The sequence below is a fragment of the uncultured Streptococcus sp. genome, assembly GCF_963456385.1.
Classification (GTDB): domain Bacteria; phylum Bacillota; class Bacilli; order Lactobacillales; family Streptococcaceae; genus Streptococcus.
In genome coordinates this window covers 147360-160634 of record NZ_CAUOLF010000001.1, presented here as the reverse complement: position 1 = coordinate 160634, position 13275 = coordinate 147360, and the positions used below count along the sequence as shown (strand labels likewise).

The following is a 13275-nucleotide window of genomic DNA, read 5'->3' as shown; positions in this document are numbered from 1 at the left end:
GATGAAGGATAGAAAAAGGAGAGAATCATGTCTGTGAGTGAAAAAACATCTGTTATTGAACGATTAACCAAACCAGCCCATTTAATTGATATGAAGGACATTATCCGCGAGGGCAATCCGACCCTGCGCGCTATCGCTGAGGAAGTCAGCTTCCCTCTATCAGATCAAGAAATCATTCTGGGCGAGAAGATGATGCAATTTCTCAAGCATTCCCAGGATCCAGTCATGGCAGAAAAAATGGGGCTGCGCGGCGGTGTTGGTCTAGCTGCTCCCCAGCTGGATATTTCTAAACGGCTCATCGCTGTTTTAGTTCCCAACCCTGACGACGAAGAGGGCAATCCACCTAAGGAAGCTTATAGTCTGCAAACGCTGATGTACAATCCTAAGATTGTAGCCCATTCCGTTCAGGATGCAGCCTTAGCTGATGGTGAAGGCTGCCTATCAGTCGATCGAGAAGTACCGGGCTACGTAGTTCGTCATGCACGAGTGACCGTGGATTACTTTGACAAGGATGGTCAAAAGCATCGTATCAAACTCAAAGGCTATAACGCCATTGTTGTTCAGCATGAAATCGACCATATCAACGGCATCATGTTCTATGACCGCATCAATGAAAAAGACCCATTTGCAGTCAAAGACGGCATGTTGGTGATTGAGTAAATAACTTGCATATCATTATCGAAAATACCTAGATAGAAACTATCTAGGTATTTTTTCTATTCTAACTATCCCGTCTCCAGAAAATAGCCAAGAGAATAACTGCCCCTAGCACTGATGGAACAATAGCTGTATCAGCCAGCATTGGTCCCCAGTGGCCAAAGAGAAATTGACCAATCAAGGAACCAAACCAGCCCAAAAGGATTTTTCCGATACAGCCCATGCGCTCCCCACGGCTGGTAATAGCCCCGGCGATAAGGCCGATAATAAAACCGACAAACATACTACCAATCATATATTCCCCTTCTTTCTATATTTCTAGCAAGGCTTCTAAAGAAGCAAGTGGAAGCTATCATTATGGAATGCGCCATTTAAGGCAACTCGAAATCTTAGATTGCCCAGTCTCCATTTCTAAAGATTGCTACACGGCTGCCGTCTTCTCGGATACCGTCAATATCCATCTGACCAGAGCCAATCATAAAGTCCACATGGACATCCGAGCGGTTGAGACCCGCTGCTTCAAGCTCTTCTTCAGAGAAATTCTCTCCACCGACCACACTAGTCGCATAGGCTGCACCGATAGCCAAGTGGTTAGAAGCATTTTCATCAAAGAGAGTATTGAAGAAAGTAATGCCTGACTGAGAAATCGGACTTGGATCTGGTACCAAGGCACACTCACCTAAAGCACGCGCACCAGCATTTTCAAAGACAAGATCCTTCATAACTTGATCGCCCTTTTCAGCAGTAATGTCCACAATCTGGCCATCCTTGAAGGTCACCTTGATGCCTTCGATGATGTTGCCATTGTAGCTGAGAGGCTTGGTGCTAGTCACATAACCTTCAGCTCGGCGGAAGTCCGGTGCTGTAAAGACCTCTTCTGTCGGCATGTTGGCAATGAAATACTCGCCCTGAGCATTTAGACTGCCAGCTGACTCCCAGTGATGGTTCTTGGGCAAGCCCAATGTCAAGTCAGTTCCAGGAGCTGTGTAGTGCAGAGCTGTGAATTGCTCCTCGTTTAAAACCTTAGCTTTTGAGCTGAGTTTTTCTTCATGCGCCTGCCAAGCGGCTACTGGATCATTCTCATAGACACGGCAGGTTTTGAAAATCTGATCCCAAAGCAAGTCTACCGCTTCCTCATCACTGGCTGCGTTTGGAAAGACCTTCTTAGCCCACTCTGTACCGGCTGCTGCAGCGACTGTCCAGCTGACTTTATTGGATTGGGTTGCAATCCGCATCGGCTTCATGGCTATCCCCATAGCCTTAGCAGAAGCTGATAATTTCTCAGCATCCACGCCGTTCAAAGCCCCCGGATCAGATGAACGAACGCCCAAGCGGCTAGCTTTCTTTTCGAGGAGATAGTTCATCTCAGCCACCTTATAGTCTGGAACATTGTCCAAGCGCTCCATTGGTGCATGGAGGAATTTCTCCCGCGTAGTCAAATCATCCGCCCACTGGACGATGACCTCGTGAGCCCCCAGAGCATAGGCTTCCTTGACAATCAAGTGAGCCAGTTCACGCTGCTCCACATCAATATTGAGCGCCACCGTGTGACCCGGCTGCACATTGATACCATTGGCAACCAATAATTTAGCGTATTTTTCTAAGTTTTCTTTAAAATTTGGCAGAACCATTCTGCTTCTCCTTTTCTTTTTTTATTTTTCTTTTAACAGGGACAGCAAGCTAACCGCCACCACCGTACCGCAAATCAAGACGGTCATTTTCAAAATCGTATCTGAATCAAGATCCAGCTGGTAATCAAACACTTTTTGCGCTGGCTTATCCTGAGCGGAAATGGTCAATTTCATAAAAACCTCTTTCTATATTTTAGAAAAACTCATCAAACAAACTCAACTGGTTATCCTCTGGCATATTACCTAGGATGCCCATGTCGTCCATTTTTTCGACTAGGGTGCTAGAGAGACCGCCACGTTTGCGGAGTTCCGTCTTAGAGAGGAATTCACCTTCTTCCCGTGCTCTGACCACTTGGCGGGCAACGTTGTCACCCAGACCGTCCATAGCAGAGAATGGTGGGATAAGGGTATCTCCTTCGATGAGAAACTCGGTCGCATGGCTCTTGTAGAGATCCAGCTTTCCAAATTTGAAGCCCCGCTCCAGCATTTCATTGACGATTTCCAGAGTCGTATAAAGGTCAATTTCTACATTGGAGGCTTCGTTGTTCTTGCGCTTTTCAGCGATTTCGTTCATCCGGCGTTTGACGACATCAAGTCCGCCACTCATAGTCTTGATATCAAAGGCCTTAGCCCGGATGGAGAAATAAGCACAGTAGTAATATATCGGATGATGCACCTTGAAGTAGGCCACCCGCAGGGCCATCATAACGTAGGCTGCCGCATGGGCCTTGGGGAACATGTACTTGATTTTTCCACAGGACTCGATGTACCACTCTGGCACATTGTTTTCCTTCATGGCTGCGATATAGCCGTTGCGCTCTTCTTCAGAAATCTTCAGCCAAAGGCCCTTCCGCACGCGCTCCATGATTGTAAAGGCCATCTTCGGATCCAAGCCCTTGTGCATGAGGTAAACCATGATGTCGTCCCGACAGCCGATAACGGTGGACAAGTCAGCAATCCCTTGCTTGATCAAGTCCTGAGCATTACCCAGCCAAACATCCGTACCATGAGAGAGACCAGATAGCTGTAAGAGCTCGGCAAATGTCGTCGGATGGGTCTCATCAACCATACCCCGTACAAAGTTGGTCCCAAACTCCGGAATCCCCAGCATACCAGTCGGCGTGCCGATTTGCTCCTGAGTTACACCCAGAATGTCTGTCCCAGAAAAGAGGGCCATGACGCCAGCATCATCCATAGGAATGTCATTTGGATCAATGCCAGACAAGTCCTGAAGCTTCCGAATCATAGTCGGATCATCGTGTCCCAGAACGTCTAGCTTGAGTACATTTTCATCGATATCGTGGAAGTTAAAGTGGGTGGTCTGCCACTCGGCCGTCACATCGTCAGCTGGATATTGGACCGGTGTAAAGTCATAAACATCCATGTAGTTAGGGATAACAACGATTCCGCCCGGGTGTTGTCCAGTTGTCCGCTTGACTCCGGCCGCTCCCTGCGCCAGACGCTCAACTTCGGCGTCTCGGTAGAACTTCCCGTAGTCGCGCTCATAGCCCTTGACAAATCCATAGGCCGTCTTAGCCGCAACGGTACCAACGGTTCCAGCCCGAAAGGCATACTCCGCACCAAAGATATCCCGCACGTCCAAATGGGCGCTCGGCTGATCCTCTCCGGAGAAGTTCAAGTCAATATCGGGTACCTTGTCCCCGTCAAATCCAAGGAAGGTCTCAAATGGAATATCCTGACCGTTCTTGCTCAGCTTGTGACCACACTCTGGACAGTCCTTATCCGGCATATCAAAGCCAGAACCATAGGAGCCGTCCGTGATGAACTCGCTGTATTGACATTTGCCACAGACATAGTGGGGTGACAAGGGATTAACCTCGGTAATCCCAATCATAGTCGCGACAAAGCTGGAGCCGACAGACCCCCGCGAACCTACCAGATAACCTCGGTCATTTGAGCGTTGCACCAACATCTGCGAAGCCAGATAAATCACAGCAAAGCCATTCCCCAAGATGGAGGTCAACTCTTTTTCAATTCGCAAGTCCACGATATCTGGCAGCGGATTGCCATAAATCTCAAAGGCTTTTTGATAGGTCAGCTCGGCAACTGTCTCCTCAGCCTTGTCAATGAAAGGCGTATAGAGGTCGCCCTTGACCACCTCGACCGGCTCAAAGGTCTCCGCCAGCTGATTCGGATTGGTGATGACTAGCTTCTTAGCCAAATCCTCGCCTAGAAAGGCAAATTCGTCCAGCATCTCATTAGTGGTCCGGAAGTGAGCCTTAGGAAGCGGCGCAGGCTGAGCATTTTCACCATGGCCAATGGTCCGGTTAATCATGGCTCCCTGACCAAGACTCCGGACGATAATCTCACGGTAAATCTCTTCTTCCGGCTCGATATAGTGGACGTTCCCTGTCGCAAGGACAGGCTTGCCCAAGCGATCGCCGACCTCAATCAGATTGCGAATAATGGTCTGCAGTTCTTCCTGATCCTTGATTTGCTCCTTGGCAATCAGCGGCTCATAGATAGCCGGTGGCATGACCTCGATAAAGTCATAATACTTTGCTACTTCGACAGCCGCGTCCACCCCCTGAGAGACAACGGCGTCATAGACTTCGCCTTCTGAGCAGGCTGAACCCAGAATCAGGCCTTCACGATGGGCATCCAGCACGGTTCGTGGAATCCGAGGGACACCTTCAAAATACTTGGTATTGGACAGACTGACTAACTTGAAAATATTCTTTAGTCCCGTCTGATTTTTCACATAAATAGTCGCATGCTTGACCCGCGCCTTCTTGTAGGAGTTCTCATCGACCAGATCCGTATTGAGATCCTTGAGATTGGTCACACCATGCTTTTCAGCCACATCCTTGATAAAGATAAAGAGGAGACGGCCCGTCGCTTCCGCGTCATAGTTGGCCATGTGGTGGTGCTCCAGAGCAATCTGGAAACGCTTGGTCAAAGGCCCCAGACCATGACGCTTGTACTCTGGATAGAGATTGCGGGCAAATTCCAGCGTGTCAATAACTGGCTGGGTAATTTTCGGCAGGCCATGCCGCTCATAATTGACATTCATAAAGCCCACGTCAAAGGTAGCATTATGGGCAACAAGGACACTGTCCTTGCAAAATTCCTGAAATTCTTTCAGCACCTGCTCTAGCGGTTTGGCATTGCGGACATGCTCATCTGTAATCCCGGTCAGATCCGTTGTAAAGGCCGAAAGAGGATGCCCAGGATTGATAAACTCATCAAACTCTGCGATGATATTGCCCTTGTGCATCTTGCTGGCAGCGACTTGAATCAAGTCATTGTAAACTGCTGAAAGCCCCGTCGTTTCAACGTCAAAGACAACGTAAGTTGCATCGCTCAGCTCCATGTCCACTTCATTGTAGACGATGGGTACCCGGTCTTCGACAATATTGGCCTCCATACCGTAAATCAGCTGGATACCAGCTTTCTTGGCAGCCTTGTAGCCATGGGGAAAGCTCTGCACATTGCCATGGTCGGTAATGGCGACAGCCTTGTGGCCCCACTTGGCGGCCGTTGCAACGATTTCCTCGACCTCAGGCAGGGCATCCATCGTAGACATATTGGTATGGGCGTGAAATTCAACCCGCTTCTGCCCCTCAGGCATCAGATCCTTGCGCTCATAGTGGGTGACGGCCTGCACATCCTGCACATTCATGGTCAGGTCGCGGGTGAAATTGTTCATCTCCACATTTCCGCGCACGCGCAGCCAGGCACCTTTCTTAATCATGTCAAACTTCTTGGCTTCTTCTTCGTTTTTCATCCATTTCTGCAAGGAAAAGCTGGAAGTGTAATCTGTCATTTTGAAATTGAGCAGGACTCGACCGGTCCGAGTAACTTTCTGCTCCAGATCAAAGACCATTCCCTCGAAGACCAGACGGTTTTCCTCAGTCTGAACTTCAATCATCGGGGTAATCTCTGCCTTGTCCAGCTTTGGTTTAGCCGCAGCCTTACGAGCTTGGAAGTCATAGGCTGGCTTTTCCTCTGGCGGTGGTGCCATCTGCTGCAGGGATTCCATGGCTTTGAGCGCTTCTTCATTGGCCGCCTGAACAATCTTGTCATTCTCAGCCTGGAAATTCTCCGCTTGCTGCTGGGTCAGCTCATCGCTGTGCTGAACCTGACAGGTCAGCTGAGGAAAGCCGTACTTGACTAGCTGCTGGCTGAGATTGGGCAGGTGATTCTTGCGAAAATGCTCCGTATCAATGGTCGAAGCCCCCTCAATCAGCAGCTTGTCCCCATCCAAATGAACCCGCAAATCCTGATACAGGCTTTTAAAGCCATGACTGGCACATGGACCTTCCTCAAAGGCCAGCTGGTAATAAGCCTGTAAGAGCTCATCCGACACCTGAGGAGCCTGACAGTGAATTTCAAAAATAGCTTGATTACCCGTCTTAGAAAACTCTTGAGCTAAGCGCTTCTGCAATTCCCGAAAAATCTCAATGGGCAGAATATTCGCAAAAGAAAAATGAAACTCCCAGACCCGACTGACCTTGTGGACCAGAACCTTCTCAATTTCTGCATTCAAAAAGGCCTCTGAATTTCTCATTTCCAGTGGCATATCCAGCTGATGCATTAAAATTTCAAACTTGTTTGACATGATATTTCCTCGTACAGTAGTGACCCTATTTTACCATAAATCAGCACTTTTTTCGATAGAAAAAGGACAGAGCAATGCTCAGCTCCCCATATAATTATCAAGACTTTTTTCTTGGTCCTAAGTTATGATATAATAGAAAAAATATTTACCTAAAGGAGTCTTAACTGTGAAGAAAATCTTACTAGCTAGCATCTGTCTACTGACTCTAACTGCTTGTAGCACAACCAGTCAGCATAAACAAGAAAATACACCCAAGCAAAGTCAGAGCCAAAGTAAAACCAAAGAAGAAAAGACACAGACGAAAACTTTTTCTAAAAAAATCGATGAGTATTATACTAATTCAGTCAAACTTTTCTATACTAAAGACAAGATCCTATCTTTCCAGCTCATTTCCAGCCAGGCTATCCCTGAAGAAAATCAAAAAATGAGTGTTGAAGAATTAAAGAAATCCTATAGTGAAGATCTTAAGAAAAGTCCCATGATTGAAAATCAAGAAAAGCTAAAAGGACTTAAAATTCATCTTAAAATTTCTGAAGACAAGAAAAATGCTATAGCCATTTTTGACTTTGACCTCAGCAAAATAGATCAAGAACAACTGATTCAGTCAGCAAGTGACTCTGAAAGTAGTCAGACTTTCTTCAGGAAACTTCAAGATAAACCAGATGTTGTCTTTGATTATTTGAAGGGGCAAGGACTCAAAGAAGAATAAAAAAGCTTTCTGAGTGATTTAACTTTACAGTTAATACTCAGAAGGCTTTTCTGTCTATCTTAAAGAACCAAGAAGACAATACGCTATCTCAAGACCGCTTCTGCCAAGGCCTTTTGGATAGCGATGACGCTGCGGTCACTGGTAAATTGCAGGACTTCTGCTGGCTCTTGAGCGCTGGAAACCCAGATTTTCAGCTCGGCATCTAGGTCGAAATGCCCGGCTGTTTCCACTGAGAAGCGACTGATAGAGCGATAAGGAAAGGACTTATAAGAAGTCTTTTTGCCAGTCATTCCCTGCTTGTCGACCAAGATTAAACGCTTATCTGTAAAGACAATCAAGTCGCGAATGAGGCTAAAAGCCAGTTCCACATTCTCTGTTGTTGTCAGAATATCCTCCAATTGTCTTTCTGTTTTTTCAATATCTTTCTGAGAGGCATTGCCTAATAAACCGCTGAATAATCCCATCATTCGGTCCTCCAATCTATTTTTTCCTACTATAGCATTTTCAAGACCAATAAGCAAAAGAAAACTGCCAGATAAAACTGGCAGTTTGTTTTATTTTGTCAAAATAGACAAGGTTTCTAGCAAATTATCAGCGTGGACTTCAATGGTATCGCCAGTAGCCTTAATCTTGACTTCGACAATGCCTTCTGCAGCTTTCTTACCAACTGTCACACGGATTGGGAGACCAATCAAATCGCTGTCACTGAACTTGACACCAGCGCGCTCGTTGCGATCATCCACCAAGACCTCATAACCAGCTCTTAGCAAGTTAGCCTCGATTTGGTCAGTTAGCGCCACGGCTTCCTCGTCCTTGACATTGACCGGAATCAGGTGCACATCAAATGGGGCCAGCTCTTTCGGGAAGTTGATGCCCCAAGCATAGCGGAATTCACCCTTAGGAGTTTTATTGACAAAGAGACGGGCATGCTGCTCCATAACAGCAGACAGGAGACGGCTGACGCCGATACCGTAACAACCCATAATCATCGGTACTGCTCGGCCATTTTCGTCCAAGACATTGGCGTTCATGCTGTCAGAATAACGAGTTCCCAGCTTGAAGATGTGCCCAATCTCAATCCCACGAGCAAACTTAAGGACACCTTGGCCGTCCGGTGAAATTTCACCTTCACGAACCTCACGGATATCTACATATTCAGCGGTAAAATCACGGCCTGGATTGACACCAGTCAAGTGATAACCATCTTCGTTAGCACCCACTACAGCGTTAGCCAGGTCTTGCACCTTGCGGTCAGCGATGATTCTCACGCCTTCTGGCAGATTGACTGGCCCTAGTGAGCCAAATCCTGCTCCTAGGAGCTGACGGACTTCATCTTCACTAGCTACGTCAAAGAAATCCGCTGCCAAATGATTTTTCAGCTTGACTTCATTAAGCTGGTCATTGCCGACCAGAAGTGCTACGACAGGAGACTCGTCAGCCATGTAAACCAAGGTCTTAATTGTCTGGCTTTCATCCAGTCCAAGGAAGGCAGCAACTTCGTCAATTGTCTTGCAGTCAGGCGTGGAAACGCGGGCAACTTCTTCCTCAGTCACGACACGTCCTGCAGGCTTGTATTCATCCGTCGCCATTTCAAGGTTGGCAGCATAGCTGGACTCACTGGAGTAAGCGATGGTATCCTCACCAGATACCATCCAGCTGGTCAATTCTGTCCGAATAGCTTCCTGAACATCCTCAGGAATGTCATCAAAGCTGGCTACAGACTTGTCCAAGACCACCCAGCGGTTCAAATCTGTCCGGTCCGGCGTAATGGCCATGAATTCTTGGCTGTCCTTGCCCCCCATAGCACCACCATCACCAATAATGGCTTTGAAATCCAGCTCGCTACGGGTAAAGATTTTCTCATAGGCAGACTTGTATTCATCATAAGCTACATCCAAGCTGTCATAGTTAGCGTGGAAACTGTAGGCATCTTTCATGATAAACTCACGTGTCCGCAAGAGCCCGTTACGAGGACGCTTTTCATCGCGGTATTTAGGCTGAATCTGATAGAGATTGAGCGGCAGCTGTTTATAGGATTTAACCGAATCACGGACGATAGCCGTAAAGGTTTCCTCATGGGTTGGCCCCAAGATAAAGTCGGATTTCTCGCGATTTTTCAGCTTGTAGAGGTCTTCACCGTAGGTCTCATAACGGCCAGACTCGCGCCAGAGGTCTGCACTGAGCAGGGCTGGCGCCAGCATCTCTACTGCACCAATCTTGTCAAACTCTTCTCGCATGATTTTTTTTGCTTTTTCAATCACGCGATTAGCCAGCGGCAGATAAGAATAAACTCCGGCTGAAACCTGACGGACATAGCCAGCCCGCAGCATAAGAGCGTGACTGATAACTTGAGCATCACTAGGCATCTCACGCAGGGTTGGAATTAACATTTTACTTTGTTTCATAAAAACAAAACTCCTTGACTTTCGTTGAATAATTTCTTTTTCATGGCTCTATGAGCTTCGGGCTCTTAGAAGAATAATTTCATAATATCGTTCCAGGTAACGGCAATCATTAGGATGACCATAATAGCCACTCCAGACAGAGTGATATAGGTCTCAGTTTCTCTTTTCAGAGGTTTTCTGCGGATAGCCTCCAGAATATTGAGGACGATTTTTCCGCCGTCCAAGGCTGGAATGGGAATCAGGTTGAAAATACCGATATTGAGCGACAGCATGGCCAAAAGGCTAAGGACTGCTGGCAAACCTTGCTCGGCTGCCTGGCTACTGAAATTGTAAATAGCGACCGGACCGCCCAGCTTGTTGATATTGAAGTTGAAGATGATATCTTTCAGAGCTGACAAAATGCGAACTGTGGTAGACCAAGCTGCAGTAAATCCGCCAATGACCTTGTCCCAGAAGCCTGTCTTGACCGTTGGAGATACCCCTAGCAGATAGCGATTGCCGTCTTTTTTAGGCTGTACGGTAATTTCTTTCGTTTCGCTGCCGTGTTTGTAGGTAACAGACAAGGTCGGCGCTTCCTTGCTCTTGGCAGTGATTTTGGCCAGAGCACTGGTTAGATCCGCCCAGTTGCTAATCTTATAGTTATTAATCTTAAGGATTTGGTCGTTATTTTGAACCCCAGCAGCTGCTATAGCACTGCCATCCATAACTTGGAAATGATTGCTGTTTTCATCGCGAACGCCGCCCTGAACAAAGGCCAGCAGCATAAATACCAGGACACTCAGGATGAAGTTATTCATAGGCCCAGCAAAGTTGGTGATAAGACGTCCCCAGATACTAGCATTCTGATACTGAACATCCAGCGGTGCAATCCGCACCTCAGTGCCGTCTTCTTCAACAATCGTTGCATCATGATCTACTGCATAAGTCTTGAGCTCGTCAAGGACTAGACCAGTGATTTCCAGCTTTTTCTCAAAGTCAAAGCCAGTCACATTTATGGGCAGAGCTGTCTGGTCAACCTTTTTGCCAGAGAGATTGATACGAACCACCTTGCCCTCTGCATCCAAGGTCAGACTAGCCGGTGTCCCCACCTTAATGTCAGTGGAGTCTTCCCCCCAGCCGGCCATGCGCACATAGCCCCCCAAGGGTAAAATCCGAATCGTATAGGCCGTCCCGTCCTTGCCAATATGGGAGAAAATCTTGGGTCCCATACCGATGGCGAACTCTCTGACCAAAATGCCGGACTTCTTCGCAAAGTAGAAGTGTCCGAACTCATGGACCACCACAATGATCCCAAAAATAATAATAAAGGTTATAAACTGCATGGACTTCTATATTTTACCTTTCCTAGAAATCTTGTTTTTGCTTTTAAATCAAAGAAGGAGCAGAAAACGGCCAAATACCGAGCTTCCCGCCCCTGCATAGCTGACACTCTTGAAAATAGGTTAGAAGCTCAATTCAAAATTTTGAGCTCCAAATCCCAGTTTTATCTCAAATCGTTTTCTTTTGACAAGCTTGCCATCCCTTGCTTTCAGCCATGCACGACTGTCTTAGAACAAGCCGAAGAAATGCATGAGCGGAAAGACGAAGAGAAGGCTATCAAAACGATCCAAGACACCACCGTGGCCAGGAATGAATTTTCCTGAATCCTTGACCCCGAAATGACGCTTGACTGAGCTTTCGACCAAATCACCCAACTGGCCGGCAATACTAAAGAGCACTGCCAGAATCAAAAAGACAAGGGCATTATAAGGAGCGTACACTTGCGGTCGAACCAACATAAAGATTCCAGTCACTAGAACGGCTGATAGAACGCCGCCTAGGCTGCCTTCAATCGTCTTATTAGGAGAAACTCTCGGCGCCAGCTTTCTTTTACCGAAACGCACCCCGACCAGATAAGCTCCACTGTCAGTAGCCCAGACGATAAAGAGAGCTAGCAGGACCTTGTCAATATTCATCAAGCGGGCATCAATCAAGGCATTAAAGCCAAGACCGACATAAAAACTCGCTGCAATCGGATAAGCCGCATCTTCAAAGGTATAGCTGGATCCTAGAACAGTCGAGATCAACAGAAGGAAGACGACCAAGCCATAGGCCACGACATTGCCATCCACTGGCAGAAACTTCAAATAGTTCTCCAGAGGTAGGGTCAGGACAAAGGCTGCCAGCATGGCCAAGACACCCTCGATGGTCGCTGTCGGCAGACCTTTCATTTGGAGAAATTCATGCACCGCCAGCATGGCCAGCAGGCCCACAAAAATCTGAAAGATGACGCCTCCTGTCAATACCAGAGGAATAAAAATAGCAAGAGCGATTCCTCCAAAGATTAGACGTTTTTGTAAATTTTTACTCATACTTTTTTACTTTCTCCCTTAAACACCGCCAAAACGTCGATTCCGACGGCTGTATTCTGCAATTGCAGCCTTCAAAGCCTTCTCATCAAAGTCAGGCCAGAGAACATCCGTAAAATACAGCTCACTGTAGGCTGACTGCCAAGGCAGAAAATTGCTGAGACGCAGCTCTCCACTGGTCCGAATCACCAGATCCGGATCGCGCAGCATCTTAGGCAAATTGCTGGTATAGAGGTAGTTGCCAATGACTTCCTCAGTAATGTCGCCAGGACTGAGTTTGGCATCCAGAACATCCTGAGCAATCTCTTTAACAGCCTGATTGATCTCATATCGACCACCGTAGTTTAGGGCAAAATTGAGAATCAAACCTGTATTGAGCTTGGTCAGGCTTTCAGCCTTTTCTAAAGCTTCAAATGTCGCCTTAGGAAGCTTAGCCGTATCACCAATCATCTGAATCTTAACATTGTTCTTGTGCAGCTCCGGCACATAGCGGTCGTAAAATTCAACCGGCAGATTCATAATAAAAGAAACTTCCTTTTCCGGCCGAGACCAATTTTCCGTTGAAAAGGCATAGACAGTCAAGACCTGAACACCCATTTCCTTGGCAGCAATCGTCACCCTTTGCAAGGTTTCCATGCCAGCCTTATGACCGAACACGCGCGGCTGCATCCTTTTTTTGGCCCAGCGGCCGTTGCCGTCCATAATGACAGCAATGTGTTTGGGAACATTCAGCGGTGCGTTCAGCTTTTCTTTTTTCTTAAAACTAAACATATTTTTTATCCTATTTAAAGTTTTATCAGTTCATTATATCATAAATCCTTGGAATGTGGGCAATTCATCCGCTTTTTCAAGCCTGAGAGCATAAAATAAAGACAGAATGTCAACCAGAGAATCCAAACTCAACCAGCCTGTCCAAACTGCGAGGCAGATAAGGTTGCAATCA

General features: G+C 47.0%; 11 protein-coding genes. 2 read left to right on the top strand and 9 right to left on the bottom strand.

From position 1 onward, the window contains the following. Positions 1–27 precede the first annotated feature (27 nt). Positions 28–660, top strand: coding sequence for a peptide deformylase (def, locus tag RP262_RS00795; RefSeq protein ID WP_002902258.1), 633 nt, complete (start codon positions 28–30; stop codon positions 658–660). 61 nt (positions 661–721) lie between these two features. On the opposite strand, the gene RP262_RS00790 is transcribed toward def, so the two are convergent. From RP262_RS00790 to RP262_RS00775, 4 genes are all read right to left on the bottom strand, one after another. Then, the gene (locus RP262_RS00790; protein WP_002893807.1) at positions 722–952 is read right to left on the bottom strand and encodes a GlsB/YeaQ/YmgE family stress response membrane protein; all 231 of its coding nucleotides are present in this window, start codon (positions 950–952) and stop codon (positions 722–724) included. A gap of 94 nt (positions 953–1046) precedes the next feature. Then, positions 1047–2288 (bottom strand): aminopeptidase, encoded by a 1242-nt coding sequence (locus RP262_RS00785; RefSeq protein WP_311153969.1) that lies wholly within the window; start codon positions 2286–2288, stop codon positions 1047–1049. A gap of 21 nt (positions 2289–2309) precedes the next feature. Beyond that, positions 2310–2462: a hypothetical protein gene (locus tag RP262_RS00780; protein WP_311153968.1), complete on the bottom strand. Its 153-nt coding sequence runs from the start codon at positions 2460–2462 to the stop codon at positions 2310–2312. A 19-nt stretch (positions 2463–2481) separates the two neighbouring features. Continuing rightward, positions 2482–6870: a PolC-type DNA polymerase III gene (locus RP262_RS00775; RefSeq protein ID WP_311153967.1), complete on the bottom strand. Its 4389-nt coding sequence runs from the start codon at positions 6868–6870 to the stop codon at positions 2482–2484. 166 nt (positions 6871–7036) lie between these two features. On the opposite strand from RP262_RS00775, the gene RP262_RS00770 reads away from it, so the two are divergent. Beyond that, on the top strand, positions 7037–7579 hold the full coding sequence (locus RP262_RS00770; RefSeq protein ID WP_311153966.1) for a DUF1307 domain-containing protein: 543 nt from the start codon (positions 7037–7039) through the stop codon (positions 7577–7579). A gap of 83 nt (positions 7580–7662) precedes the next feature. On the opposite strand, the gene RP262_RS00765 is transcribed toward RP262_RS00770, so the two are convergent. The 5 genes from RP262_RS00765 to RP262_RS00745 all read right to left on the bottom strand — a co-directional run bounded on the left by RP262_RS00765 (position 7663) and on the right by RP262_RS00745 (position 13103). Beyond that, entirely contained in the window at positions 7663–8043 is a 381-nt protein-coding gene (locus tag RP262_RS00765; RefSeq protein WP_032905620.1) for a PH domain-containing protein, read from the bottom strand. A gap of 90 nt (positions 8044–8133) precedes the next feature. Next, entirely contained in the window at positions 8134–9984 is a 1851-nt protein-coding gene (locus RP262_RS00760; protein WP_311153965.1) for a proline--tRNA ligase, read from the bottom strand. Between the two features lie 65 nt (positions 9985–10049). Continuing rightward, positions 10050–11306: an RIP metalloprotease RseP gene (rseP, locus tag RP262_RS00755; RefSeq protein ID WP_311153964.1), complete on the bottom strand. Its 1257-nt coding sequence runs from the start codon at positions 11304–11306 to the stop codon at positions 10050–10052. A gap of 225 nt (positions 11307–11531) precedes the next feature. Next, positions 11532–12335 (bottom strand): phosphatidate cytidylyltransferase, encoded by an 804-nt coding sequence (locus RP262_RS00750; RefSeq protein WP_002914075.1) that lies wholly within the window; start codon positions 12333–12335, stop codon positions 11532–11534. A gap of 18 nt (positions 12336–12353) precedes the next feature. Beyond that, complete coding sequence (locus tag RP262_RS00745) at positions 12354–13103, bottom strand: isoprenyl transferase (protein ID WP_311153963.1); 750 nt, start codon at positions 13101–13103, stop codon at positions 12354–12356. Positions 13104–13275: the final 172 nt, after the last annotated feature.